Consider the following 25,567-nt stretch of genomic DNA (forward strand, 5'->3'; position numbering starts at 1 on the left):
TTGCAAGCACGGCCTACATCGCTGTTTCAAAAGGAAAAAAGCCGCCCCCTGACAGTCCGATAACAGGCAGAGAAGCGGGCTTTTTGCAATTTTCCGGTCGCTTTTTCGATATAGCGCCGAAGGCGGTATTTACCGCCCCTTCAGGATGTCGGAGCGCGAAGTCGTATAGACAAGTCCGTCCGGGCCGAAGTGGACATTGAAGAACGCGTCGGTGTTGACGCCGTCCTCGAGCCAGCGCCAGCTCCACACCGTCTCGGGTTTCAGCGGGTACTGCGCGATGTCGCCCGGCTTGCCGAGCAGGCGCCGCACCTCGTCTTCGTTCATCCCGGGGCGCACCTTCGCGAAATTCTCGGCGGTCAGCACCTGCGTCGCGCCGGTGTAGCGCCCGCTCGCGTCGAGATCGACGAACCACGTCTGGTTGCCCATCGGGCCGCGCGGATACTCGAGACGCTTCGAGCCGTCGGTGAATACGCGCTCGGTCTCGGGCTTGCCCATCGTGCCGCGCACGTCCTCTTCGGTCGATACGCCGACCTTCAGCCCCTTGAGCAGCAGCGACGCCGGCTTGATCGCGGTGAAAAAATCCCTGATACGTTGCACGTCGAGATGGCCTTGCTTGTCGTCGCAACCGGTCAGCGCCAGCGCAGCAGCCAGCATCGTCACGGAAAGCAGCCGGAAACGGAAATTCATCGGAGGAAATGCGCGTCGAGAAAACACGCGGCAAGGATACTCGCGCCACGCCAAAAGCGCGAGACGGGCGCGCGGCCCGTCTCGTGATCAATGCGTCGTTTCGGTCTGAGCCTCGGCCTCGCGAGCCGCCTGCGGGGTGCGCGGCGACGCCGCCAGCGCCCCGATACTGCGACGCGTGCGCACGAGTTCGGCCAACTGCCACGAACCGAGCGCGAGGCACCCGAACAGCACCTCGCGGCCGCGCTTGACCAGCGCGAGCGACAGCGCCGCCTCGCGATCGACGCCGAACATCTGCGCGAGCAGCACGACGGTGGCTTCCTGCACGCCGAGGCCGCCCGGCACCATGAACGCCGCATGCCGCACAGCCTGCGTCATCGCTTCGATCGCGATGGCGCCGCCGATCGACACCGGATGACCGAGCAGCGCGAGCGCCCAGTAGATTTCGAGCGAGCCGAGCACGTAGCCGGCCAGTTGCCAGAAGAAGGCGCTGAACAGCAGGCCCGTGCACGACATCAGCGCGTCGATGTCGCCATCGAGCCGCCGGCCGTCGACGCCCTGCAGCAACCGGTGCGAATCGCCGAGCAGACGCCCCGCGAACCGCTCGATCGCATGGAACACGCCGCCGCGACGCATCAGCACGACGCCGAGCACCGGCAGCGGCAACGTGAGCAGCAGCGCGAGGCCGATCGTGCCGCCGCCCATGTCGTGCGTGGTCGCCAGCAGCAGCACGAGGCCGAGCGCGGCGAACGCATACTGGACGACGATCGTCACCAGCACCTCGACGATCACCGACGCGGTCACGCGGCTCGCGTCCGGCACCTGCCAGCGCGCCATCCGGATTCCGACCAGCTCGCCGCCGATCCCGACCACGGGCAGCAGCCGGTTCACGGCCTCGCGCACGGTCGCGATCCACCACAGGAACGACAGCGACGCGCGACGATCGAGCAGTTGATGCCACGCGTACGCGTCGAGCAGCAGCGGCAGCGCGTGAAACGGCACGAGCCAGAGCAGCGCGTAACCCGCGTGCTCGAGCATCTGCGACACGTCGCCGATGCCCTCGTGCAGGCCCAGCGCGAGCAGGATCCCGATACCGATCGGCCAGCCGAGCCATTTGATCCACCGGGTCATGACGGCTGCGCCCCCGGTTCGCGCGACGTCCGCGCGCTGCGCTGCGCGGCCCCCTGGCCGAACACGTCGGCAAACCCGCCGGTCGCGACGCCGGCCGCCTTCAGCGCAGCCGCGACGCGCGGCGACAGCAGCGCGTCCAGCTCGTCGACCGGACGGTAACCGGCCATCGTCGGCGTGATCGGACCGTCGCCGGCCTCGGCCGGATGACAGTAGATCTCGCCGACACCGGGCGGCAGCGATGCGAGCGCGTCGAGCAGCACGCCCTCGTCCATCGCGCCCGTATGTTCGATCCCGACCACGTAGTCGTTGTGCGCGAGCCCGGCGCGGTCGAGCCGCGCGCGCACCAGCGCGATCCACGGCTTGAGCAGCGCGGGCGCGCTCGTCTCATACGGCAAGCGCACCGCTCGCAGCCCGTAGTCGCGGCCGATCTCGATGATCATCGACAGCACGGTCGGATGCAGGTGGAAATGCTTGTGCGCGTTCACGTGGTCGAGCGGCAGGCCGCTCGCCGCGAACGCGTCGAACTGCGCGCGGATCTCGCGGCGCAGCTGCGCACGCACGTGCGGCAGGAAGAAAAAGCGACAGCCGTCCTTCGCCATCGCATCGCCGAACCGCCCGTCGGGGCCGACGAGCGCGGGTATGTCATGCGCGGGCAGCGTGGCCGGCCCGTCCGCGAGCACCAGATGCAGGCCGAGCGCGAGCGACGGCAGCCGCCGCGCGCGTTCGATCGCATCCTGCGCGGCGGGCGCGCCGACCATCAGGCTCGCGGCGTTCAGCACGCCGTCGCGATGCGCGCGCTCGACCGCCGCATTCACGCGCGGATGCAGCCCGAAATCGTCCGCGGTGAAGATCAGCGCCCGCGCTGCCCGCTGTGCCGTCACGAATCAGGCCTCGTGTGCGCGCAGGAAGCGGAAGAACTCGACACCTTCGCGCAGACGGCGCTTCATCATGTCCCAGCTCATCAGCATCTCGCGGACAATTTCCCAGATCTTCGACGGACGGAAGTAGAACTGGCGATAGAACTGCTCGAGGTGGTGATAGATCTCGTCGCGCGACAGGTGCGCATAGCCGATCGCCGCGAGCTGCACGCCTTCCTTGCTCACCAGGTTGATGGTCTTGTTCTCTTCCATCCAGCCGTTTTCGACGGCCTGCTTGTACAGCGTCGTGCCCGGATACGGCGCGGCGAGCGACACCTGGATCGTGTGCGGATTGATTTCCTTCGCGTACTCGATCGTCTTCTTGATGGTTTCCTGCGTCTCGCCCGGCAGGCCGAGGATGAAGGTGCCGTGGATCTTGATGCCGAGCTTCTTGCAGTCCGCGCTGAAGCGGCGCGCGAAATCGGTGCGCACGCCCTTCTTGATGTTCACGAGGATCTGGTCGTCGCCGGATTCGAAGCCGACCAGCAGCAGGCGCAGGCCGTTTTCCTTCATGACCTTCAGCGTCTTGTACGGCACGTTCGCCTTCGCGTTGCACGACCACGTCATGCCGAGCTTGCCCAGGCCGATGGCGATGGCTTCGGCGCGCGGCAGGTCGTCGGTGAAAGTGTCGTCGTCGAACATCAGTTCCTTCACTTCCGGCATGTTGTCGCGGATCCACTTCGCTTCCGCGAGCACGTTCTCGACCGAGCGCGTGCGGTAGCGATGGCCGCTGACCGTCTGCGGCCACAGGCAGAACGTGCAGCGCGACTTGCAGCCGCGGCCCGTGTAGACCGATACGTACGGATAGTTCAGGTAGCCGATGAAGTAGTTGTCGATCTTCAGGTCGCGCTTGTAGACGGGCGCGACGAACGGCAGTTCGTCCATGTTCTCGAGGATCGGACGCGCTTCGTTGTGCTCGATCGAGCCGTCCTTCGCGCGCCAGCTCAAGCCCTTGATCTGCGGGAACGGCATGCCTTCGGCGATTTCCTTGCACGTGAAGTCGAATTCCTCGCGGCACACGAAATCGATTGCCTCGCTCGCCGTGAGCGAGTTATGCGGATCGACCATCACCTTCGCGCCCACCATGCCGACCAGCAGCGACGGCTTCATCTTCTTCAGGTCCTGCGCGAACATCGCGTCGGTCGGGAACGACGGCGTGCTCGTGTGGATGATCACGAGGTCGTAGTCGTTCGCGATCTTCAGCGTCTCTTCGACCGACAGGCCGTCGGCCGGTGCGTCGACGACACGGCTGCCCGGCACGAGCGCGGCCGGCTGAGCAAGCCACGTCGGGTACCAGAAGGAACGGATTTCGCGCTTCGCCTGGTAGCGCGAACCGGCTCCGCCGTCGAAGCCGTCATACGAAGGGGCCTGCAAGAACAGCGTTTTCATGATTGCTCCGGTAGCCTGCATAGTTCGATTCGTTTCAACGATTCAGTCAATCAACCGCGGGTCGCCCTGCCGGCGCCCGCCTCTCTGTCATGTCGCGTCGCGCGGCGTGGCCGCGCGGCGCGTCTCGGCCCTCGGGCCGGATTCGGTCGGCAGCGGGTTCGCCGCTGCTTCCTGAGGTCTCGCGCCGCCGACGCGCGTCAGCGGCCGTCGCCGCCTTCCACGGCCGCCGTGGCGCGCTCGCCGCCGACCACCGTCATCCTCGCGCCGCGCCACACGACGTGCGTGCCGAACGCGGCCGCGAGCCATTCGAGTGCGAGCAGCGTGTCGCGCACCGCGATGAGCGGCAAGTCGCGCCAGAACGCGCGCCAGCCGTCCTCGCCGCGGGCGTGCAGCACGAGCCGCCCGAACGCGCCCGCGATGGCCGCCCCGCCCGCCAGCGTGCCGGCGAAGGTGCCGTCGAGCCGCAGCGCGAGCGCCGCGCCGATCGCGAGCCACGGCGCGGTAAACGTGATGAACAGGAACGCGAAGCCGCCCGGGTTCAGCGAACGGATCGTGCGCAGCCAGCGCGTCTCGCGGTGCCAGAGCGGCCCGAACGACGGCTCGATCACGTCGGTTGCAACGTCGACCTCCGACAGCACGGTGCGCCGCCCGAGGCGGCGCGGCAGCTCGGCGAGCCAGAAATCGTCGGCCAGCTCGTCCTTCAGCGCGAGAAAGCCGCCGATCCGCTCGAGCGTGTCGCGCGTGAGCGCAAGCGTCGCGCCGAAACCGAAGCGGCTGGAGCGGCCGAGGTGCGTGATCCGTACCGACGGCGCGAACCACGCGTCGACGAACTGCGCGCCGATGCGCGTCCAGAACCCGCCGACGCTGCGCGCATGATACAGGCACGTGACGACGCCGACCGACGCATCGGCGAGCGGCGCCGTCACGCGTTCGAGGTAGTCCGGCTTCACGGCGATGTCGCTGTCCGCGATCACGATGCGGTCGTACTTCGCGCGCTCGGCCAGATTGATCAGGTTGCTCACCTTCAGGTTCTTGCCGTGCACGCGCGCGTCGATCACGAGCGTGATGTCGCATTCCGGATTGTCCGCCCGCAACCGCTCGACGACCGCGATGGCCGGATCGGCCGCCGACGCGACGCCGAACAGCACTTCATGACGCGGATGGCGCTGCTCGCAGAATGTGGCGAGGTTCTCGTACAGGTGCGGCTCCGCGCCGCACAGCGGCTTGAGCACACTGACCGGCTCGAAACCGTCGCGCGCGGCGGTGCGCGGCGTGCGCGGCCCCGGCGCGAATGCCGCGAGGAGCGCGTAGCCGGCCGCGGCCAGCGCGAACACGACGAGCAGCCAGTCGAGCAGTGTGGCGGTTGGCGTCATGCGCGACGCCTCCCGCCGGCCCCGGCGCCATGGCGGTCGAGCGAACCGGATTGAACGTGATTGGGTATTTCGACAGCAACGAACGCGGGCACGACCCGACTCCTTGTTCCAGCAGCGTCAATGTATTGGGGGTGGCACGCCCATTCCCCGAAAGCGGCCATGCCCGGCTTCGCGTCGCGCAACGCGCGGACGGGATACGGGAAGACTCGAATGGCAGCGTCGGCACAACATGGACAGGCGCCGGATTTTAGCAGCCCGCGCCCCCCCGCGCTTGGGCACCGCGTGAAACGGACTGATGCAATTCCGGCAAAGCTGCGCGACCGATCGGACCCTCCGGCGCGACCACGTTCACATTAGCGTAAGCGCTTTGCAGGCGTATTGCAGCCTTGGAAATCAAACGATTCGTGCAAATTTGTACGTCGATGCGAAGACATGTCCAATCGCCGTAAAGATTGGTAATTATTTGGAGATTAGTTCGATTTTTGCAACGATCCCATCAATCCGCCTTGCACCCCTGAAAGGCGCATGGGTATCTGTGCGTCGCCAGCGCGTTCCGGAACCCTTTGGCAAAATCGTCGCCATCTGTTGCGCTCGCGCATCACCGCGCCCCTCCCTTTCGAAGGCCACCCGATGACTCCGTTTTCCGTACTCGATCTTGCCCCCATTCCCGACGGCGCCGATGCCGCACTGGCTTTCCGCAACACCGTCGATCTCGCGCAGCACGCGGAGCGCCTTGGCTATCAACGCTACTGGCTGGCCGAGCATCACAACATGCCCGGCATCGCCAGCGCGGCGACCGCGGTCGTGATCGGCCACGTCGCCGGCGCCACCAAGACGATCCGCGTCGGCTCGGGCGGGATCATGCTGCCGAACCACGCGCCGCTCGTGATCGCCGAGCAGTTCGGTACGCTCGCATCGCTGTATCCGGGGCGCATCGACCTCGGCCTCGGCCGCGCGCCCGGCACCGACCAGACGACGTCGCGCGCGCTGCGCCGCGACCTGATCGGCAGCGCCGACTCGTTTCCGGACGACGTCGCCGAGCTGCAGCGTTACTTTGCCGAGCCGGTGTCCGGCCAGCGCGTGCGCGCGGTGCCCGGCGCGGGGCTCGACGTGCCCGTGTGGCTGCTGGGCTCGAGCCTCTTCAGCGCGCAGCTTGCCGCGATGCTGGGGCTGCCGTTCGCGTTCGCGTCGCACTTCGCGCCCGACTACCTGCTGCGCGCGCTCGAACTCTATCGCGCACAATACCGGCCGTCGGCCGCGTGGCCGAAGCCGCATGCGATGGTCGGGGTCAACGTGTTCGCAGCCAACACCGACGACGAGGCGCGGCGCCTGTTCACGTCGCTGCAGCAGCAGTTCATCAACCTGCGCCGCGGGACGCCCGGCAAGCTGCCGCCGCCTGTCGACGTGCTCGAGGCGAGCGAATTCGAACTCGCGAACGTCGCGCATGCGCTGTCGTTCGCGGCCGTCGGCTCGCGCGACACGGTGCGCGACAAGCTGCGCGACCGGATCGCGCAGACGGGCGCGGACGAGCTGATCATCACCGCGCAGATCTTCGATCACGCCGCGCGCGTGCGCTCGTTCGAGCTGGCCGCGCAGATTCGCGACGAACTCGCGAACGAAACCCGCTGAGCGGTCGGGCGCGCGGGTCGGCGCGCCCGCCGCTGCATCACAGCGGGTGCACGGCCTCCAGCCCGTCGAGCAGCGCCTTGTGGAACGCGTCCGGATCCTGGATCTGCGGCGCGTGTCCGAGCGCAGGGAATTCGACGAGCTGCGCGCCGGGGATCGCCGCCTGCGTGCGCTTCGCGAGTTCCGGGTAGTGGCCGAGCTTCGCGTGCACGTCGGGCGGCGCAACGTCCTTGCCGATCGCGGTCGTGTCCTTGTCGCCGATCAGCAGCAGCGTCGGCACGCGGATCGCGCCGAGTTCGTAGACCACCGGCTGCGTGAGGATCATGTCGTAGATCAGCGCGGAATTCCACGCGACCGCGTCGCGGCCCGGGCCGCGATACATGCCGGCGAGCATCTGCACCCAGCGCTCGTACGACGGCGACCACTTGCCCGCGTAATAGGTCGACTGCTCGTAGCGACGGATGCCGTCCGCCGTCGTCTTCTGTTCGCGCGCATACCAGTGGTCGACCGACAGCGGCGGCACGCCGAGCGCCTTCCAGTCTTCCAGGCCGATCGGGTTCACCAGCACGAGCTGGTCGGTCGCCTTCGGATACATCAGCGCATAGCGCATCGCGAGCATCCCGCCCGTCGAATGGCCGACGATCGTCGCCGATTTCACGCCGATCGACTCGAGCAACGCATGCGTGTTGTGCGCGAGCTGCTGGAAACTGTACTGGTAGCGATCGGGCTTCGACGACTTGCAGAAGCCGATCTGGTCCGGCGCGATCACGCGATAGCCGGCGCGGCTCAGCACGCCGATCGTGTCCTCCCAGGTCGCCGCGCAGAAGTTCTTCCCGTGCAGCAGCACGACGGTGCGGCCGTTCGGGTGGGCCGGCTGCACGTCCATGTACATCATCTCGAGGGTTTCGCGCTGCGACACGAACGCGTAGCGGTGCACCGGCTCCGGATACGTGAAGCCTTCCAGGCGCGGGCCGTACACCGGCCCGTCGTTGCCGACGCTCGCCGGAACGGTGGCTGCGACGGCAGTCGCGCATGCGGCGGCAACGCCCGCGCCGAACACGGCAGCGCGCACCAGGGACAACATCTTGTCAATCGAAAGCATGGCGATCAAGGTAAGGGGAAATGCACGCGGGCAGCCGGACGGCGCCGCGCCCCGCGATTCTACGCGGTCGGCTGACGACGGCGCGCAACACTCGATGGCCGCGCGACTTCCGCGCGCGCGATGAACTCGGGTATCGTGTGACGTGACCCTGAAACGCGTGCAGGCGAATACCCATGAAAAACGTCCTCAGCATTCAGTCGCACGTCATCTACGGACACGCCGGCAACAGCGCGGCCGTGTTCCCGATGCAGCGCCTCGGCGTCAACGTCTGGCCGCTCAATACCGTCCAGCTATCGAATCACATGCAGTATGGCCACTGGGCCGGCAGCGCGATCGACGCCGCGAAGATGGAACAGCTCGTCGACGGCGTCGCCGCGATCGGCGCGCTCAAGCGCTGCGACGCGGTACTGTCCGGCTTCGTCGGCTCGCCAGCGCAGGCGCGCGCAACGGTCGAAATCGTGCGCGCCGTGAAGGCGATGAACCCGAATGCGTGGTACTTCTGCGATCCGGCGATGGGCCAGACGGGCGGCATCCGGCCCGAGCCCGGCGTCGAGGAGTTCATCGTCCAGGAAATGCCGGCGCTCGCCGACGGCATGTCGCCGAATCACACCGAGCTGCAAAAGCTCGCCGGGCGGCGCATCGAAACCGTCGCGGAAGCCGTCGACGCGTGCCGCGCACTGATCCGCCGCGGCCCGAAGATCATCCTCGTCAAGCACCTGCACGACCGCAACAGTCCGGCCGACCGCTTCAACATGCTCGCCGTCACCGAAACCGAAGCGTGGATCGGCCAGCGTCCGCTGTATGCGTTTCCGCGGCATCCGGTCGGCGTCGGCGACCTCACCAGCGCGATCTTCGTCGCGCGCCGGCTGCGCGGCGACTCGGTGCGCGCCGCCTTCGAGCACACGCTGGCGGCCGTGCATGCGGTCGTGAAGGCGACCTACGACGCGCGCCGCTACGAGCTTGAACTCGTCGCCGCGCAGGACGAAATCGCGCGCCCGAGCGAGTGGTTCGGCGCGTGGGTGACCGACGCCTGACACGCCTGCTTCACCCGTTTCACCGGCGTGCGGCGCGCGCCGCCCCGCCTCTTCACCCTCTCCCCTTCTCAAGCACGCCCGTCGGCGCAACGCCGGCCGAGCATCGTCCGGACCGCGCATGCAAACGTTTCCGGACTTCACATGAATGACACCGAATCCTCGCTATGCTCGCGGCGGCACGACCGGCGCAGCCGCATCCTGCGCCCCGGACGCGCTCACATTCTTCGCATGTCCCGCCAATCGGCTCCCTCCTTTACCGCACGATAACGACCATGACCCGATCGAACCGTCGTGACTTCCTGCGCGTCGCCGCCGGCACCGCCGGCGCTGCCGCGCTGAACCTGTTCCCGCCCGTGATCCGCGATGCGCTCGCCATTCCCGCGAACCGCCGTACCGGCACGATCCGCGACATCGAACACATCGTGATCCTGATGCAGGAGAATCGCTCGTTCGACCATTACTTCGGCACGATGCGCGGTGTCCGCGGCTTCGGCGACCCGCGCCCGCTGCGTCTCGCGACCGGCAAGTCGGTGTTCCATCAGCCGGTCGGCCCGGCCGAACTCCTGCCGTTCCATCCGGGCGCGGACAAGCTCGGCCTGCAGTTCCTGCAGGACCTGCCGCACGGCTGGCAGGACATGCACGCCGCCTGGAACAAGGGCCGCTACGACCAGTGGGTGCCGAACAAGGGCACCACGACGATGGCATACCTGAAGCGCGACGACATCCCGTTCCACTACCAGCTCGCCGACGCGTTCACGATCTGCGACGCGTATCACTGCGCGATCCCGAGCTCGACCGATCCGAACCGCTACTACATGTGGACCGGCTACGTCGGCAACGACGGCACGGGCGGCGGCCCGGTGCTCGGCAACGAGGAAAAGGGCTACGGCTGGACGACCTATCCGGAAGTGCTCGAGCAGGCCGGCGTGTCGTGGAAGATCTACCAGGACGTCGGCACCGGGCTCGACGCGAATGGCTCGTGGGGCTGGACGCAGAACCCGTACATCGGCAACTACGGCGACAACTCGCTGCTGTACTTCAACCAGTACCGCAACGCGCTGCCCGGCACGCCGCTGTACGACAAGGCGCGCACCGGCACCAACATCAGCACTGGCGGCACGCTGTTCGACGTGCTGCAGCAGGACGTGAAGAACGGCACGCTGCCGCAGGTGTCGTGGATCTGCGCGCCGGAAGCGTACTCCGAGCACCCGAACTGGCCGGCGAACTACGGCGCGTGGTACATCGAGCAGGTGCTGCAGGTGCTCGTGTCGAACCCGGACGTGTGGAGCAAGACCGCGCTCTTCATCACCTACGACGAGAACGACGGTTTCTTCGACCACGTGCCGCCGCCGTTCGCGCCGCAATCGCGCGACAACGGGCTGTCGACGGTCGCGACCACCAACGAGGTGTTCGCCGGCGACGCAACGCACATGGCCGGCCCGTACGGGCTCGGGCCGCGCGTACCGATGCTCGTCGTGTCGCCGTGGACCAAGGGCGGCTGGGTCTGCTCGCAGACCTTCGATCACACGTCGCTGCTGCAATTCATCGAAGCGCGTTTCGGTGCGCAGTATCCGGTCACGGCCGCGAACGTGTCGCCGTGGCGCCGTGCGGTGTGCGGCGACCTGACGGCGGCCTTCGACTTCGCGACGTCCGACGCCGCCTGGCCGACACTGCCCGACACGGCCGGCTATGCGCCGCCCGACCGCGCACGCCACCCCGACTACATCCCGGTGCCGCCGGTGCTGCAGAAGCTGCCGAAACAGGAGGCCGGGCTGCGGCCGGCGCGCGCGCTGCCGTACGAGCTGTTCGTGCACGGTCGCGTCGAAGCCGCGAACGGCCAGTTCCGGCTGACCTTCGCGAACACGGGCCGCGCGGGCGCGTCGTTCCAGGTGCAGTCGCGCAACCGCCTCGACGGCCCGTGGACGTACACGGTCGAAGCCGGCAAGCGGATCGCCGACACGTGGAGTGCCGCGGCGTCGCTCGGCCTGTACGACCTCGACGTATACGGCCCGAACGGCTTCTACTGCCACTTCCGCGGCCCGTTCGCGACCGGCGTCGGCAGCGCGAGCGTGAATCCGGAGGTGATCTACGGCTACGACGTGGCGAACGGCAACGTCACGCTGCGCCTGATGAACCGCGGCCACAAGGCCGTCCGGCTCAAGGTGACGAACGCGTACGGCCACGGCGGCGCGCGCACGTTCGACCTCGCGCCGGGTGCGCAGATCGACGACTACTGGGATCTGCGCGGCAGCCACGGCTGGTACGACCTGACGGTCAGCGACGGCCGGCTGCTCGGCTTCGTGCGCCGCTTCGCGGGCCACGTCGAGACCGGCCGCCCGAGCATGAGCGACCCGCTGATCCGCACGAACGCGTCGCACGACGACCTCGAAGCCACGTCGGACGCCCTGTCCGACTGACGACGGCGCGGATGCGGCGCGGCCCTCGGCGGGCCGCGCCGCCCGCCCGCACGCCCCTCCCGTCCGTTCGTGACGGGAAACTCCCGATACCGGCCGCCCCCGCACGCGCGGAAGCTATGCGCAAATCCGCAGCGAATGCGCGGCAAATTGCCAAGACCCGCGCATATCGGCGACCTATATATCGAGGCGATCGGGGCTCCTCACGGGGCCTGACGGGAGATTCTTCCGGGAATCCATCATGCCGGTCTCCCCGCCCGATTCAGAGAAGCGGTCGAACCGCCCGCCCGTCGCACGCGCCCGGCCCGCCGGATGCGTGCGGTACCCACCCGCTGGTGTCGAACAAGAGGAAAGAACATGAAATTCCGTCATTCCCTGCTGTCGGTGTCGGTCGTATCCGCGCTTACCCTCCTCTCGCAGCAAGTCGCCCAGGCCGCCGACACGACCGACGTGAAGGTCGGCTTCGCCGCGCCGCTCACCGGCGTGAACGCCGGCTACGGCAAGGATCTCCAGAACGGCGTGCAGCTCGCGCTCGACGACGCCATCGCGCAGAAGGTGCAGATCGCCGGCAAGCCCGCGAAATTCAACCTCATCGTGCAGGACGACCAGGCCGACCCGCGCATCGGCGTGCAGGCCGCGCAGGCGCTCATCGACCAGAACGTGTCGGTGGTGATCGGCCACTTCAACTCGGGCACGACGATTCCGGCGTCGGTGGTGTACGACAAGGCCGGCATCCCCGTGATCGACCCGGCGGCGACCAACCCGACGCTCACGTCGCGCGGCCTCGCGAACATGTTCATGGTGATCGCGACCGACGGCCAGAACGCGGGCAACGCGGGCAAGTACGCGGTCGACGTGACGAAGGCGAAGCGCATCGCGATCATCGACGACCGGACCGCGTTCGGCCAGGGCGAGGCCGACGAGTTCGAGAAGGCCGTGAAGGCGGCGGGCGGCAACATCATCGACCGCGAGTTCACCAGCAACCAGGCGGTGGACTTCCGTGCGCAGATCACGAACCTGAAGGGGAAGAGTCCGGACCTGATCTTCTTCGGCGGCCTCGATTCGCTCGCCGCGAACTTCATCAAGCAGATGCGCCAGCTCGGGCTGAACGCGCAATTCGTCGGCGGCGGCGGCGTGAAGGACAACGAGTTCATCAAGATCGCCGGACCGGCGGCCGAAGGCGCGATGGCGTGGGAATACGGGCGTCCGCTCGACGAACTGCCGCAGGGCAAGGATTTCGAACAGCGTTTCAAGAAGCGCTTCGGCGTCGACGTGCTGTCGTACGCGCAGTTCGGCTACGACGCGACCTGGGCCGCGATCAAGGCGATGCAGGCCGCCAACTCGACCGATCCGAAGGTCTACCGCCCGGCGCTGAAGAAGATCGACTTCGAGGGCATCACCGGCCGCATCTCGTTCGCGAACGACGGCTCGCTGAAGAGCGGGATGTCGACGCTGTATCAGGTGAAGAACGGCGCGTGGAAGACCATCGTGACGAAGGGGGGCTGATCGGGCCCGCTCGGCGCACCGGGTGACCGGGGGCCGGCGGCGAGGCACGCCGTCCGGCCCCCTTCGCGGGCGGGTCATGAACCCGTGCACAAACGACACGCGTGCGGAAGGATCGGCGCATTCGCACCGATCTCATACGACGACTGATGTTTTGAGTGCCCGGCCGCAGCCTGCCGACCGCGGCCACACGCGCATCGCCGCGGGCCGCGCGGCCATGGGCGGCCGCGGGTCAGCTGGTCTGCGTGTCGCGTTCCGCCTCGGCCGCTTCGTGCGCGCGGCGCAGCCGTTCGCGGCTGTTGGTCAGGTGCGTGCGCATCGCGGCACGCGCGGCTTCCGGGTCGCGACGCGCGATCGCCTCGTAGATGTCCTCGTGCTCGTGATTGAGCCGGCCGACATAGCGCTCGAGGTCGTCGCCGGCGAAGCGCGCCGAATTCACGCGCGTGCGCGGGATGATCGATGCGCCGAGCTGCGTCATGATGTCGACGAAGTAGCGGTTGCCGGTGGACTGCGCGATCTGCAGATGGAACTGGAAGTCGAGCTGGGCCGTGTCGCGGCCGCCGCCCGCCCCCGACGCGATCGCGTCGAGCGCGCGCCGCAATGCGGCGAGGTCGGTGTCGTTCACGCGCTGCGCGGCGAGGCTCGCGCATTCGCTTTCGAGGCTGATGCGCAGCTCCAGCACGGCGAGCACGTCGCGCAGCGTCGTGATGGTCGCAGGGTCGATGCCGAGCGTCTGGCGACGCGACGGCTCGAGCACGAAGCTGCCGATGCCGTGGCGCGTCTCGATGAGGCAGCTCGCCTGCATCCGCGAGATTGCTTCGCGCACGACCGTGCGGCTGACGCCCTGCGCCGCCATGACTTCGGTCTCGGTCGGCAGCTTGTCACCGGGGCGCAGCGTGCCGTTCTCGATCTGCGCGGTCAGCGCGTCGACGACATCTTGTGCGAGGCTGCGTGCGCGACGGCGCGGCGCTGCGGGAAGCGTGGGCACGGACATGAGGCCGGTTCCTTTGAATATCGTAGTAATGTGAGCCGAGGGTTTACGCGGGGTTTGAGCGAACGCCGATGATTCATTATACTGCGTCACAAGTCATCCGACGACTGATGATCGCGACACGGATCTCCTGTGATCCAGTCCGGCGCAAGCGCCAGCCGGATCCCGTGTTCACGATCGGCCAGCGTTCGCGCCCGTGCGCGTCTGCCGGCTCCCGGTGTCGCGGTCGATCGAAGCGCGCATTCGCGCGTGGCTCCGATCCGTCGCAGCACCGGCATCGAGCGGGTCGCCCTCACCCTTTCGGGTTGCCGTCGACATGCGGGGCTTGCGCGCCGCGCACGTCGGTTGTCGAATGATCGCACCTCCCGCCGCGCGCGGCAAAGATTTTGCCGCACGGCATTGCCCACTCTTTTGCCATCGCCGCCATGAACGCCGTCAACGCCTCGACTTCCCACGACACGCCGCGCATCGTCGACCTGCAAGCCATCCCCGTCGCCGGTCACGACAGCATGCTGCTCAACCTGAGCGGCGCGCACGGCCCGTTCTTCACCCGCAACCTCGTGATCCTGAAAGACAGCGCGGGCCGGACCGGCGTCGGCGAGGTGCCGGGCGGCGAAAGCATCCGCCGCACGCTCGACGATGCGCGCGCGCTCGTCGTCGGCCAGCCGGTCGGCAACTACCATGCGGTGCTCAACGAGGTGCGCCGCACCTTTGCCGACCGCGACGCGAGCGGCCGCGGCCTGCAGACCTTCGACCTGCGCACCACGATTCATGCAGTCACCGCACTCGAGGCCGCGCTGCTCGACCTGCTCGGCCAGCACCTCGGCGTGCCCGTCGCCGCGCTGCTCGGCGAGGGGCAGCAGCGCGAGCACGTCGAAATGCTCGGCTACCTGTTCTACGTCGGCGACCGCACCAAGACCGCGCTGCCCTATCGCGACAACCGCGGCGCGACCGACGACTGGACGCGCGTGCGCGACGAAGCCGCGCTCACGCCCGAGGAAGTCGTGCGTCTCGCCGAAGCCGCGCATGCGCGCTACGGGTTCAACGACTTCAAGCTGAAGGGCGGCGTGTTCGAAGGCGCTCGCGAGGTCGAGGCCGTGACGGCGCTGGCAGAGCGCTTCCCCGACGCCCGCGTGACGCTCGATCCGAACGGCGCATGGTCGCTCGACGAAGCCGTGCGGCTGTGCCGCAACCTGCACCACGTGCTCGCGTACGCGGAAGACCCGTGCGGTGCGGAAAACGGCTACTCTGGCCGCGAAGTGATGGCCGAATTCCGCCGCGCGACCGGGCTGCCGACGGCAACCAACATGATCGCCACCGACTGGCGGCAGATGGGCCACGCGGTGCAATTGCAGGCCGTCGACATTCCGCTCGCCGACCCGCACTTCTGGACGATGCAAGGTTCGGTGCGGGTCGCGCAGATGTGCCGTGACTGGGGTCTCACGTGGGGCTCGCACTCGAACAACCACTTCGACGTGTCGCTCGCGATGTTCACGCACGTCGCCGCCGCGGCGCCTGGCCAGGTCACCGCGATCGACACGCACTGGATCTGGCAGGACGGCGAAGGGCTTACGCGCGAGCCGCTGAAGATCGAGAACGGGCTCGTGGAAGTGCCGAAGCAGCCGGGCCTGGGCGTCGACCTCGACATGGATGCGGTCGCGCGCGCACACGAGCTGTACAAGCAGCACGGGCTCGGCGCCCGCGACGACGCGGCGGCGATGCAGTATCTGATTCCGGGGTGGACGTTCAACAACAAGCGCCCCTGCCTCGTGCGCTGAGCGCGGGCCAAGCCGGGCGGCGGGTCCGCCCGGTCATGCATCGATGCGCGGATTCCCGCGCATATCGGCGGGCGTCGGGCGGAAATGCCCGGAAAGGATGAGACCGGCACGCTGCGGCCGGTTTCGGATCCGGCCGGCGACTTCCACCCGCCCAGCCCTACCCGCCTGCGCCAATCCCCCGCGCCATGCCCGCTGCGGCGAACACGATGACCATGATCAGCACGGCCTGCCAATGGCCGATGCGCACATAGGTCGGCGCGCGGCCGAGATCCGGCATCTGCTGTCGCCGCGCGGCGACGCGCCAGCGGATCAGCCCGAGCATCGGCACGATCTCGAGCAGCAGGATCAGCACGAGCGCGGTCATCTTGATGTGGAAAAGCGGCTCGTGAAGATAGTACGCAGTGCCTTTCTCAAAGCCGCCGAACGCCCGCGTGAGGCCCGTCGCGATCAGCACCAGCGCGGACACACCCCAGACGGCATCGGCCTTGAATACGCCCGGCAGGTCGGCCGCCTGCACCGACGCGATGACCCGGCGCAGCGCACGGTTGCGCGCCGCGATCGCGGCGAACGCGACGCCGAACGCCATCAGATGAACGGCTGCCAGCAACCAACGGACGATCATTACGCCTCCTTGTCGCCTGCGCGCCGCGCAGGCCGGGTCAGACGATCTGCTTGAGCGCTGCGTCGAGCGCGAGCACCGCGACGCGGTCGCCTTCGGTCGCGAGCGGCGCGCGCATCACGATCTGCCGGTTATGGCCGACGGCCGCCGGCGAATCCCACAGCAACTCGACCTTCGGCCGCCGGAACAGGCTGCCGCGACGCGGCGGCACGACCGCCGGCTGCGCACCCGGCTCGCCTGCGGCGAGCGCGGCCCGGCCGGGCCAGCGCACCGACAGCTCGCGCGCATCGTATTGGCCGACCTTGCGGCTTTCCATCCAGACGATCGCGGTACGCGTGAGCGTGTCGAGCGAAATCGCGTAGCGGCCGACCGCGAAGCGGCGCGCGGCCACGTTGGTGCGCCACAGCGGCCGTGGGCGGCACATCCAGACGATCGCCGCATAAAGTGCCGGCGCGGCGACAAGCCAGCCGTTGGTCGCCGTCACCGCATGCAGCGCGCCCTGCCAGCCGGCCGCCCACGCGAACGCGCCGATCGACCACACGGCAAACAGGAAACCGATCAGCGCGAACACGCGCAGCGCCTGACGCAGCCACTGCGGCAGCGGATGGAACGGCCGCTCGGCGCGCGCGACGGCGCCCGGCAGTGCGAGCAGCAGGAAGATCAGCACGAGGTAGACGAACGCCCAGGGCGACGACACCATCGCCGACAGCGACGCGCGATAGCCCATCTGGGACATCGAGAACAGCCAGCGCGCGAACAGCACGAGACCGATCGCGCGCAACGCGAAGATCACGCCGGCGCCGGGGGCCGGCGCTGCGCGCGTGGTTTTCGTTCTCGCCAAGACAGCTCTCCTCTCGATGTTCGTGCGGGGCCGGATTTCACGGCACGGCCATTATAGGGACATTACCGTCTGGACAGACGGCCGGATGGCGTGCCGAACCGCTTCCGGGGCCGTTCGTGGCGCCGGGCGCGGCGAGAATACAACAGATCCGCGCCGCAGATGTGACAACGCCCCGCCGGAAACCCGGACGGGGCGTCGGTGACGGCCGCGTATCGCAGCGGCCGGCAGCCTGGCATCAGCTTGCGTTGACTTCGCGCAGCACCGTGCGGCGCTTCTGGCGCAGCAGTTCTTCGTAGCCCTTCACGTAGTTCTGCGCCATCACCTTCGACGAGAAGCGTGCTTCGAACGCGGCGCGAACCTTCTCGCGCGGCAGCGTGTCGAGGCGCTTGACCGCAGCGACGGCCGACAGCTCGTCTTCGACGACGAAGCCCGACACGCCGTTTTCGATCACTTCCGGCACCGAACCGCGCTTGAACGCGATCACCGGCGTGCCGCATGCCATCGCTTCGATCATCACCAGGCCGAAAGGCTCCGGCCAGTCGATCGGGAACAGCAGCGCATGCGCATTGCCCAGGAATTCGGTCTTTTCCGACTCGCTGATTTCACCGATGTACTCGACGTGCGGCAGCGCGAACAGCGGCTTGATCTTCTCTTCGTAGTACGCGCGGTCAGCCTTGTCGAGCTTCGCGGCGATCTTGATCGGCAGGCCGGCCTGCTCGGCGATACGGATGGCCGTATCGACGCGCTTTTCCGGCGAGATGCGGCCGAGGAACGCGAGGTAGCTCGGCTTCACGTTCGGGATCGGCGTCAGCAGGTTTTCCGGCAGGCCGTGGTAGACGGTCGACAGCCAGTTCGCCTGCGGCAGCGGGATGCGCTGGTTGTCGGAGATCGACACGACCGGCACGTCGCTGAATGCGTTGAAGATCGGCTGCAGTTCCGGCAGGTCGAGACGGCCGTGCATTGTCGTCAGATGCGGGACCGGCTGGCGCGAGAACAGCGAGAACGGGTAGTAGTCGATGTGGCAGTGCAGGACGTCGAACTCTTCCGCGCGGCGGCGCACCTGCTCGAGGAGCAGCATGTGCGGGGCCATCACGTCGCGGATCGTCGGATCGAGGCGCAGCGCCTGCGGCCAGCACGCTTCGAGCTTCGCGGAAGTTTGCGAATCGCCGCTCGCGAAGAGCGTGACGTCATGCCCCATCTCGACAAGTGCTTCGGTCAGATAAGACACCACTCGCTCGGTACCACCGTACAGCTTCGGGGGAACCGCTTCGTGCAACGGAGCGATTTGGGCGATTCGCATGCGTAACTCCTAAAAAATCGGCTAAAAACCAGGTATGGGTCGGCAACCTGCGGCAGTCCGGGCTGGATGCATTTCATCCGATCATCGGACGAATCAGCCTGCCGGGAGCGTCGAAACCCGCGCTGCTCAAGGAGCGTCGGCGACGCGACAGGCATAGAACGTTTGAAACGAAGACCCGTTGACAGGGGTTCGTAAAAACCTGGAATCGAACCCGGAGCCGATTATCTAGGGTTAATCCCGATACGGCGCACAACATTTCAAACACTTTACTTTGTTACAAAGGCGCAACACTTTGCAACCCGCGGACTTGGGTGTCCGTTCTAGAGTGGAAGGCCTTTTTGGCGTTCCGAGTCATCTCGTCGCTGTCGGCATGCGATTCCGGCGTACGCGGCAGGACGGATGCCGGATTTTATCTCAAAATTGATCGCGCGCCCCTGACCAAGGCAAGATTCGCGCAGCGCAATGCACGGCCTTGTTTACAATGCCGGATTATTCAGTCCGGGCGATCGCCGGCTGCGATCCAGCCGCCACGCTCAATCACCGAATCACCGCACGCATATTTTGGAATCTCTCACCCCTGCCCAGCGCAACGCCCATAACGCGAAGCTGTCGAGCTACGCGCATCGGCCGATCGCGTTCCTGTTCCGCTACATCCGCCTGCATCCCGTCGCGCACCTCATCGTGCTCTGCAGCGTGCTGGCCGCCGTCGGCTGCGCACTCGGCTCGCAATACGCGATCAAGCACCTGATCGACGTGCTCGCGGCCGGGCGCCATCATCCGGGCCCGCTGTGGAGCGCCTTCGCGCTGCTCGTCGGGCTGATCGCGGCCGACAACCTGTTGTGGCGCGTCGGCGGCTGGGTCGCCGCGCACACCTTCGTCGCGGTCACCGGCGACCTGCGCCGCGACCTGTTCCAGTACCTGAGCGGCCATTCGCCCACGTACTACTCGGAAAAGCAGCCCGGCACGCTCGCGAGCCGTATTACCGCCACGTCGAACGCCGTCTATACGTCCGAGAACACGATGGCGTGGAACGTGCTGCCGCCGTGCATCGCGGTGATGGGCGCGATCCTGATGATCATCGTCGTGAACCCGCTGATGGCCGCCGGCCTGCTCGGCTGCTCGGCCGTGCTCGCCGTCGTGCTGTTCAAGCTCGCCGGGCGCGGCTCCGCGCGCCATCACGCGTTCGCGTCGAAGGCGGCCGCAGTCGACGGCGAGCTCGTCGACGTGATCGGCAACATGGGCCTCGTGCGCGCGTTCGGGATGACGCTGCGCGAACAGAAGCGCTTCGGTGCGACGGTCAAGGCCGAGATGGACGCGCGCCAGCAAAGCCTGCTCTATCTCGAGAAGCTGCGCCTGCTGCACGCGGTGATCACCGCGATGCTGTCGGCCGGCCTGCTCGGCTGGGCGCTGTGGCTGTGGGACCAGGGCCGCGCGACCTCCGGCGACATCGTGCTCGTCAGCTCGCTCGGCTTCACGATCCTGCACGGCACGCGCGACCTCGCGGTCGCGCTGGTCGACGTCACGCAGCACGTGGCGCGCCTGTCCGAAGCCGTGAAGACGCTGCTCGAGCCGCACGGGATGCCGGACCGCTCCGATGCGCAGCCGCTGTCGGCCAAGGGCGGGCGTGTCGACTTCGAACGCGTGACCTTCGCGTATCCGCACCGCCGCGCGATCCTCGACCACTTCGACCTGCATATCGAACCGGGCCAGCGCGTCGGCCTGATCGGCAAGTCGGGCGCCGGCAAGTCGACCGTGCTCGCGCTGCTGCAACGCTTCTACGACACGCAGGACGGCGCCGTGAAGGTCGACGGCCAGGACGTGAAGGGCATCACGCAGGACAGCCTGCGCCACGCGATCGCGCTCGTGCCGCAGGACATCTCGCTGCTGCACCGGACCATCTACGACAACATCGCATACGGCCGCCCCGAGGCGACCCGCGAGGAAGTGCTCGCCGCCGCGCGCGACGCGCGCTGCGCGGAATTCATCGACGCGATGCCGGAAGGCTACGACACGATCGTCGGCGACCGCGGCGTGAAGCTGTCGGGCGGCCAGCGCCAGCGCATCGCGATCGCGCGCGCGATCCTGAAGGACGCGCCGATCCTGCTGCTCGACGAAGCGACGTCGGCGCTCGACAGCGCGTCGGAAGAAGCGATCCAGGCCGCGCTCGACCGCCTGATGGTCGGCCGCACGGTGATCGCGATCGCGCACCGGCTGTCGACGCTGCGCAACTTCGACCGGATCATCGTGATGAACAACGGCAAGGTGATCGACGACGGCAGCCCCGACGTGCTGCGCAATCGTCCGGGCCTGTACCGCGACCTGCTCGCGAAGCAGCACGGCCGCCATCACGCGCCCGACGGCACCACGCCGACCGGCGAACGCGCGGCCTGACGCTTCGGCGCGCATCCGATAAAAAAGCCGCCGTGCTTCACGCACGGCGGCTTTTTTTCACGACAGCGCGCGAGACACGCAGCGTGCGGCTACACGCGCTGCAGGTCGCGCAGGAAGTTGTCGCGCCACACCGACACGTTGTTCTCGCGCAGTTGCGCGATCATGTCCGCGTAACGCGCGCGCCGTTCGACGAGCGGCATCGTCAGCGCCTGCGACAGCGCATCGGCCATCCCGCCGATATCGATCGGATTGACGATCAGCGCGCCCGTCAGCTCGCGTGCGGCACCCGCGAAGCGTGACAGCACGAGCACGCCCGGATCGTCCAGATTCTGCGCCGACACGTACTCCTTCGCGACGAGGTTCATCCCGTCGCGCAATGGCGTCACGAACCCCACGCGCGCCAGCCGGTACAGCGCGGCGAGCACCTGCCGGTCGTACTGGCGGTGAATGTAGAGGATCGGCGCCCAGTCGAGCTCCGCGTAGCGTCCGTTGATGCGGCCCGACTCCGCTTCGAGCTGCAGGCGGATGTCCTGGTACGCGCGCAGGTCGGCGCGCGTCGACGGCGCAATCTGCAGGAACGACACGCGGTTGCGAATCGACGTCTGGTGTTCCAGCAACTTCTCGAACGCGCGGAACCGCTCGACGAGCCCCTTCGAATAGTCGAGCCGGTCGACGCTCATGATCAGCTGGCGCCCGCGCAGCGACGTCGCCAGCGTGCGCACCGCCTTGCCATGCTCGCCCGCCTGCGCGAGCGATGCGATCTCGTCCGGATACACGCCGATCGGATAGGCTGCCGCTCGCAGCGTCTTGCCGAACGCGCTCACGCGCACCGTGCGCCCTTCCCGCGCCACTTCGCCGCCCGCCTCGAACTCGACGTAGTCGCAGAATGCGCGCAGGTCGGGTTCGGTCTGGAAGCCGAGCAGGTCGAACGCGCACAGCGATTCAACCAGCTCGCGATGCGGCGGCACGTTGACGAGCACTTGCGCGGCCGGAAACGGGATATGCAGGAAAAAGCCGATGCGGTTCTTCACGCCGGCGGCGCGCAGCGCACGCGCGAACGGGATCAGGTGATAGTCGTGCACCCAGATCACGTCGTCGTCCTGCAGCAGCGGCACGAGCTGCTGCGCGAGCCACACGTTCACGCGGCTGTAGCCGTCGAATTCGTGTCGATCGTACTGGATCAAATCCGCGCGATAGTGGAAGGCCGGCCACAGCGTCGCGTTCGAGAAGCCGCGGTAATACTGGTCGTAATCGCGGCGCGACAAACCGACGGTCGCGAACGTCACGGGCCCGCGCTCCTCGATGCGGATCTGCGGCGCCCCGGACGCGACCACCTCGCCGCTCCAGCCGAACCACATGCCGCCCGTCTCCTTCAGCGCGTCGTAGACGCCGATCGCGAGGCCGCCCGCCGCCGGTTCGCCTTCCGAAATCGGGGCGACGCGGTTTGAAACGATGATGAGTCGGCTCATGCGCCCGGCTGCTCCGCGTCGAGCCAGCGCGCGATCTGTGCATGCAGCGCGTCGACCGAGTCGAGCCGCGTCCGGGCCGACGTCTCGCCTGCACCGACCTTGATCGACAGGCCTCCACGCGCGTTGACCACCGCGAAGCCCTTCTCGTCGGTCAGGTCGTCGCCCGCGAACAGCGGCACGCGGCCCGCGAACGGCGGCTCGTCGAGAAAAGCGGCCAGCGCACGGCCCTTGTCGACGCCCTTCGGCTTGATCTCGAACACCATCTTGCCGGGCTGCAGCACATACGCATCGGCATATTCGGCAACGAGGCGCTCGGCCGCTTCACGTGCGACCGGCTCGCGCTCGGGCGCATTGCGGAAGTGCAGCGCGACGGCCGCGCCCTTGATTTCGAGCAGCATGCCCGGATGGCGGTCAACGACGGACGCGAGTTCGCGCTCGATGCGCAGCAGCCGTTCGTCATTGAAGCCGATGCGCTGCGTGTCGCCGTTCGCATCGCGCCGCTCGGCGCCGTGCAGGCCGGCGATCGGCAGGTCGGGCATGTTCAGGAACGTGTCGAGGTTGTCGATACCGCGACCCGACACGATCGCGACCGCGCCGTGCGAGCGGCGCCGCAGTTCTTCGAGCTGCGTCAGCAGTGACGGCGGCACATGGATGCTGTCGGGCGTCGGTGCCAGCTCGACGAGCGTGCCGTCGAAGTCGAAGAAGAACGCAGTATCAGTCAGGGACAGGGAAGCCGGAACGGATTGCATCGATTCGATAGTCTGAGGGGCGACCAGCAAACACTGGGCCGCCGCTGCGCGAATGGAATTGTGCGCATCTTACCGCGCCTGAGTACCGAGATGGGCGAAACCGCCGGATTGCGGGCCTTGCGCCGCTCGCCGCGGCGACTGCGACATATTGCCCCGCTCGCCTTCCCGTACGGGTTTCGAAAGGACGCCGGCGCGGGAATTGCGCTACAGTCGGCAACCGCCGGCCGCGCGACGCATGGCGCCGCGCCGGCCGACGACCATTCCATCCGATCGAGCCCCAGGATGTCGTCTGCCCGTTCCGCGCCGCCCCGGCGCCTCAACCGCTTCATCCGCACGGCCGCGGCGCTGGCCGCCACCGTCGCGCTCGCTGCCTGCACGCACGACGAGCCGAACTGGCACCTGACCAACGTCACCGGCCACCTGCCCGACCTGTCGTTCACGCTGACCGGCGGCGACGGCCATCCCGTTCACGCCAACGCATTTCGCGGCCACGTCGCGCTCGTGTACTTCGGCTACACGCACTGTCCGGACGTCTGCCCCGAAACGATGGCGCGGCTGATGGAAGTGCTCGCGAAGCTCGGCCCGCAGGCCAGCGGCGTGCGCATCCTATTCGTCTCGGTCGATCCGGCGCGCGACACGCCGCAGGCGATGCAGTCGTACGTCGCTGCGTTCGATGCCGCGCACGCACGCGGGCTGACCGGCACCGACGGCCAGATCGAATCGCTCGCGAAGCGCTATCGCGTCGCGTACCAGATGGAAAAGCGCGATCCGTCCGGCGGCTATGAAGTCACGCACAGCTCGGCCGTCTACATCTTCGACGCAAACGGCCGCGCGCGCCTGCTCGCGACCGACCGCGATTCGCCCGACGCCATCGCCGCCGATGTGCGCCGGATCATCGACACTGCCTCCACCACCTGAATTCCGACATGAAGACGACCCTCAAGACGTTCGCCCTCCTCGCCGCACTGTGTACCGGCGCGCACGCGTATGCCGCCGGCGCGATCACCGCGCAGAATGCGTGGGTACGCTGGCTGCCGAACCAGTTGCCCGCGGGCGGCTACGTGACGCTCGTCAACACGGGCGACAAGCCGGTCGATCTCGTCGACGTCGACAGCCCCGATTACGGGATGGCGATGCTGCACCAGACCGTGTCGAACGGCTCGACGCAGAAGATGGAAATGGTCGACAAGCTGACGATCCCCGCGCGCGGCAAGGTCGACATTGCGCCGGGCGGCTATCACTTCATGCTCGAGGAACCGAAGCACACGATCAAGCCGGGCGACACCGTGCACCTGCGCCTGAAGTTCTCCGACGGCGAAACGGTCGACACGCCGTTCGCCGTGAAGTCACCGGCCCAGGCAAAGTGATGCGCGCGCGATGAACGTCCTGTACTGGCTCGATCCGTGGGAACCGTCGCCGACCGTGGTCATCGCGGTGCTGACGGCCGCCGTGCTGTTCGCGCGTGGCGTGAAGAAGGCGAAGGTGACGCCGCTGCGGCAGTTCTCGTTCTGGTTCGGGCTGACGGCGCTCTACATCGCGCTGCATACGCGGCTCGACTATTTCTTCGAGCACGAATTCTTCATGCACCGCGCGCAGCACCTCGTGCTGCACCACCTCGGGCCGTTCTTCATCGCGCTCTCCTACCCGGGCGCGGCGATCCGCGCGGGCATCCCGTTTCGCTGGCGACAGCGCTTCGTGCGTCCCGCACTCGCGTGGGCGCCCGTGCGCGCGACGCTCGACGTGGTGTTCCATCCGGTCGTCGCGGTCGTGCTGTTCGTCGGGCTGATCTATTTCTGGCTGCTGTCGCCGATCCACTTCGTCGCGATGCTCGACTGGCGTCTGTATCGCGTGATGAACTGGAGCATGGTGATCGACGGGCTGCTGTTCTGGTGGCTCGTCGTGGATCCGCGCCCCGCGCCGCCCGCGCGGCTGTCGCCGGGCCGCCGGATCCTGATCGTCGTCGCGGCCATCCCGCCGCAGATCGCGCTCGGCGCGCTGATCTTCTTCACGCCGCACGAGCTGTATCCGATCTACTCGATCTGCGGACGCGCGTTCACATGGTTGAGCCCGCTGCGCGACCAGCAGATCGGCGGCCTGCTGCTGTGGATTCCCGGTTCGATGATGAGCGTGATCGGTGCGCTGATCGCGCTGCGGCACTGGATGCGGCTGTCGGCACGCGGCCGTTTGATCGACGAGCGGGCTGCCGCCCGGCATGCCGAGCGCCCGTCGGTGACACGCACCGCCCACTGACGGCGC

Annotated in this window: 21 protein-coding genes; 9 read left to right on the forward strand and 12 right to left on the reverse strand. The window is 67.7% G+C overall.

From position 1 onward, the window contains the following. Positions 1-129: 129 nt before the first annotated feature. The 5 genes from BX604_RS01620 to hpnI all read right to left on the reverse strand — a co-directional run bounded on the left by BX604_RS01620 (position 130) and on the right by hpnI (position 5,494). Positions 130-687 carry a hypothetical protein gene (locus tag BX604_RS01620; protein WP_098549277.1) on the reverse strand — a complete coding sequence of 186 codons (558 nt, stop codon included), beginning with the start codon at positions 685-687 and terminating at the stop codon, positions 130-132. An 87-nt stretch (positions 688-774) separates the two neighbouring features. After that, positions 775-1,815: a lysylphosphatidylglycerol synthase domain-containing protein gene (locus BX604_RS01625; protein ID WP_098549278.1), complete on the reverse strand. Its 1,041-nt coding sequence runs from the start codon at positions 1,813-1,815 to the stop codon at positions 775-777. Then, on the reverse strand, positions 1,812-2,696 hold the full coding sequence (gene hpnK / locus BX604_RS01630; protein ID WP_098549279.1) for a hopanoid biosynthesis-associated protein HpnK: 885 nt from the start codon (positions 2,694-2,696) through the stop codon (positions 1,812-1,814). The genes BX604_RS01625 and hpnK overlap by 4 nt, the downstream gene beginning before the upstream one ends. 3 nt (positions 2,697-2,699) lie before the next feature. After that, complete coding sequence (hpnJ, locus tag BX604_RS01635) at positions 2,700-4,121, reverse strand: hopanoid biosynthesis associated radical SAM protein HpnJ (protein ID WP_098549280.1); 1,422 nt, start codon at positions 4,119-4,121, stop codon at positions 2,700-2,702. 197 nt (positions 4,122-4,318) lie between these two features. Next, complete coding sequence (gene hpnI / locus BX604_RS01640) at positions 4,319-5,494, reverse strand: bacteriohopanetetrol glucosamine biosynthesis glycosyltransferase HpnI (RefSeq protein ID WP_098549281.1); 1,176 nt, start codon at positions 5,492-5,494, stop codon at positions 4,319-4,321. Positions 5,495-6,124: 630 nt separating this feature from the next. On the opposite strand from hpnI, the gene BX604_RS01645 reads away from it, so the two are divergent. Continuing rightward, complete coding sequence (locus tag BX604_RS01645) at positions 6,125-7,123, forward strand: LLM class flavin-dependent oxidoreductase (protein WP_098549282.1); 999 nt, start codon at positions 6,125-6,127, stop codon at positions 7,121-7,123. A gap of 37 nt (positions 7,124-7,160) precedes the next feature. On the opposite strand, the gene BX604_RS01650 is transcribed toward BX604_RS01645, so the two are convergent. Next, positions 7,161-8,222 (reverse strand): alpha/beta fold hydrolase, encoded by a 1,062-nt coding sequence (locus tag BX604_RS01650; protein ID WP_098549283.1) that lies wholly within the window; start codon positions 8,220-8,222, stop codon positions 7,161-7,163. 173 nt (positions 8,223-8,395) lie between these two features. On the opposite strand from BX604_RS01650, the gene pdxY reads away from it, so the two are divergent. From pdxY to BX604_RS01665, 3 genes are all read left to right on the forward strand, one after another. Further along, positions 8,396-9,256 carry a pyridoxal kinase PdxY gene (gene pdxY, locus BX604_RS01655; protein WP_098549284.1) on the forward strand — a complete coding sequence of 287 codons (861 nt, stop codon included), beginning with the start codon at positions 8,396-8,398 and terminating at the stop codon, positions 9,254-9,256. Positions 9,257-9,528: 272 nt separating this feature from the next. Next, positions 9,529-11,673, forward strand: coding sequence for a phosphocholine-specific phospholipase C (locus BX604_RS01660; protein WP_098549285.1), 2,145 nt, complete (start codon positions 9,529-9,531; stop codon positions 11,671-11,673). Between the two features lie 354 nt (positions 11,674-12,027). Further along, entirely contained in the window at positions 12,028-13,176 is a 1,149-nt protein-coding gene (locus tag BX604_RS01665; RefSeq protein ID WP_098549286.1) for a branched-chain amino acid ABC transporter substrate-binding protein, read from the forward strand. A 229-nt stretch (positions 13,177-13,405) separates the two neighbouring features. Here BX604_RS01665 and BX604_RS01670 read toward each other — a convergent pair whose 3' ends face one another. Beyond that, positions 13,406-14,167: a FadR/GntR family transcriptional regulator gene (locus tag BX604_RS01670; RefSeq protein WP_098549287.1), complete on the reverse strand. Its 762-nt coding sequence runs from the start codon at positions 14,165-14,167 to the stop codon at positions 13,406-13,408. A 422-nt stretch (positions 14,168-14,589) separates the two neighbouring features. On the opposite strand from BX604_RS01670, the gene gudD reads away from it, so the two are divergent. After that, positions 14,590-15,942: a glucarate dehydratase gene (gene gudD, locus BX604_RS01675; protein WP_098549288.1), complete on the forward strand. Its 1,353-nt coding sequence runs from the start codon at positions 14,590-14,592 to the stop codon at positions 15,940-15,942. A gap of 157 nt (positions 15,943-16,099) precedes the next feature. Here gudD and BX604_RS01680 read toward each other — a convergent pair whose 3' ends face one another. The 3 genes from BX604_RS01680 to BX604_RS01695 all read right to left on the reverse strand — a co-directional run bounded on the left by BX604_RS01680 (position 16,100) and on the right by BX604_RS01695 (position 18,702). Next, entirely contained in the window at positions 16,100-16,564 is a 465-nt protein-coding gene (locus tag BX604_RS01680; protein WP_098549289.1) for a DUF2214 family protein, read from the reverse strand. A gap of 37 nt (positions 16,565-16,601) precedes the next feature. Beyond that, positions 16,602-17,402 carry a hypothetical protein gene (locus tag BX604_RS01685; RefSeq protein WP_098549290.1) on the reverse strand — a complete coding sequence of 267 codons (801 nt, stop codon included), beginning with the start codon at positions 17,400-17,402 and terminating at the stop codon, positions 16,602-16,604. A gap of 235 nt (positions 17,403-17,637) precedes the next feature. Beyond that, a complete protein-coding gene (locus BX604_RS01695) occupies positions 17,638-18,702 on the reverse strand; it encodes a glycosyltransferase family 4 protein (protein ID WP_098549292.1) in 1,065 nt (354 codons plus the stop codon). Between the two features lie 561 nt (positions 18,703-19,263). On the opposite strand from BX604_RS01695, the gene BX604_RS01700 reads away from it, so the two are divergent. Then, entirely contained in the window at positions 19,264-21,093 is a 1,830-nt protein-coding gene (locus BX604_RS01700) for an ABC transporter ATP-binding protein (protein WP_098549293.1), read from the forward strand. An 89-nt stretch (positions 21,094-21,182) separates the two neighbouring features. On the opposite strand, the gene otsA is transcribed toward BX604_RS01700, so the two are convergent. Together otsA and otsB are read right to left on the reverse strand one after the other, a co-directional pair. Beyond that, positions 21,183-22,562: an alpha,alpha-trehalose-phosphate synthase (UDP-forming) gene (gene otsA, locus BX604_RS01705; protein ID WP_098549294.1), complete on the reverse strand. Its 1,380-nt coding sequence runs from the start codon at positions 22,560-22,562 to the stop codon at positions 21,183-21,185. Beyond that, a complete protein-coding gene (otsB, locus tag BX604_RS01710) occupies positions 22,559-23,311 on the reverse strand; it encodes a trehalose-phosphatase (protein WP_098549295.1) in 753 nt (250 codons plus the stop codon). Before otsB ends, otsA begins: the two co-directional genes overlap by 4 nt. Positions 23,312-23,593: 282 nt before the next feature. Between otsB and BX604_RS01715 the strand changes: the two genes are divergently transcribed. The 3 genes from BX604_RS01715 to BX604_RS01725 are packed head-to-tail and all read left to right on the forward strand — an operon-like array spanning position 23,594 to position 25,561. Further along, positions 23,594-24,229, forward strand: a complete 636-nt coding sequence (locus tag BX604_RS01715; RefSeq protein WP_098549296.1) for an SCO family protein — start codon at positions 23,594-23,596, stop codon at positions 24,227-24,229. A gap of 8 nt (positions 24,230-24,237) precedes the next feature. Beyond that, positions 24,238-24,678, forward strand: a complete 441-nt coding sequence (locus tag BX604_RS01720) for a copper chaperone PCu(A)C (protein ID WP_098549297.1) — start codon at positions 24,238-24,240, stop codon at positions 24,676-24,678. Between the two features lie 10 nt (positions 24,679-24,688). Further along, on the forward strand, positions 24,689-25,561 hold the full coding sequence (locus BX604_RS01725) for a cytochrome c oxidase assembly protein (RefSeq protein WP_098549298.1): 873 nt from the start codon (positions 24,689-24,691) through the stop codon (positions 25,559-25,561). The last annotated feature ends 6 nt before the right edge of the window (positions 25,562-25,567 follow it).

The sequence above is a fragment of the Burkholderia sp. JKS000303 genome (genome assembly GCF_002563755.1).
Taxonomy (GTDB): Bacteria; Pseudomonadota; Gammaproteobacteria; order Burkholderiales; family Burkholderiaceae; genus Burkholderia; species Burkholderia anthina_B.

Excerpts from the sequence above, each read along its gene's own strand:
- BX604_RS01620 (WP_098549277.1), bottom strand. The coding sequence starts at position 687 with ATGAATTTCCGTTTCCGGCTGCTTTCCGTGACGATGCTGGCTGCTGCG.
- pdxY (WP_098549284.1), top strand. The coding sequence starts at position 8,396 with ATGAAAAACGTCCTCAGCATTCAGTCGCACGTCATCTACGGACACGCC.
- gudD (WP_098549288.1), top strand. The coding sequence starts at position 14,590 with ATGAACGCCGTCAACGCCTCGACTTCCCACGACACGCCGCGCATCGTC.
- otsB (WP_098549295.1), bottom strand. The coding sequence starts at position 23,311 with ATGCAATCCGTTCCGGCTTCCCTGTCCCTGACTGATACTGCGTTCTTC.
- BX604_RS01670 (WP_098549287.1), bottom strand. The coding sequence starts at position 14,167 with ATGTCCGTGCCCACGCTTCCCGCAGCGCCGCGCCGTCGCGCACGCAGC.
- hpnJ (WP_098549280.1), bottom strand. The coding sequence starts at position 4,121 with ATGAAAACGCTGTTCTTGCAGGCCCCTTCGTATGACGGCTTCGACGGC.
- BX604_RS01665 (WP_098549286.1), top strand. The coding sequence starts at position 12,028 with ATGAAATTCCGTCATTCCCTGCTGTCGGTGTCGGTCGTATCCGCGCTT.
- BX604_RS01650 (WP_098549283.1), bottom strand. The coding sequence starts at position 8,222 with ATGCTTTCGATTGACAAGATGTTGTCCCTGGTGCGCGCTGCCGTGTTC.
- BX604_RS01660 (WP_098549285.1), top strand. The coding sequence starts at position 9,529 with ATGACCCGATCGAACCGTCGTGACTTCCTGCGCGTCGCCGCCGGCACC.
- BX604_RS01645 (WP_098549282.1), top strand. The coding sequence starts at position 6,125 with ATGACTCCGTTTTCCGTACTCGATCTTGCCCCCATTCCCGACGGCGCC.
- otsA (WP_098549294.1), bottom strand. The coding sequence starts at position 22,562 with ATGAGCCGACTCATCATCGTTTCAAACCGCGTCGCCCCGATTTCGGAA.
- BX604_RS01680 (WP_098549289.1), bottom strand. The coding sequence starts at position 16,564 with ATGATCGTCCGTTGGTTGCTGGCAGCCGTTCATCTGATGGCGTTCGGC.
- BX604_RS01715 (WP_098549296.1), top strand. The coding sequence starts at position 23,594 with ATGTCGTCTGCCCGTTCCGCGCCGCCCCGGCGCCTCAACCGCTTCATC.
- BX604_RS01695 (WP_098549292.1), bottom strand. The coding sequence starts at position 18,702 with ATGCGAATCGCCCAAATCGCTCCGTTGCACGAAGCGGTTCCCCCGAAG.
- BX604_RS01720 (WP_098549297.1), top strand. The coding sequence starts at position 24,238 with ATGAAGACGACCCTCAAGACGTTCGCCCTCCTCGCCGCACTGTGTACC.
- BX604_RS01625 (WP_098549278.1), bottom strand. The coding sequence starts at position 1,815 with ATGACCCGGTGGATCAAATGGCTCGGCTGGCCGATCGGTATCGGGATC.
- BX604_RS01725 (WP_098549298.1), top strand. The coding sequence starts at position 24,689 with ATGAACGTCCTGTACTGGCTCGATCCGTGGGAACCGTCGCCGACCGTG.
- hpnI (WP_098549281.1), bottom strand. The coding sequence starts at position 5,494 with ATGACGCCAACCGCCACACTGCTCGACTGGCTGCTCGTCGTGTTCGCG.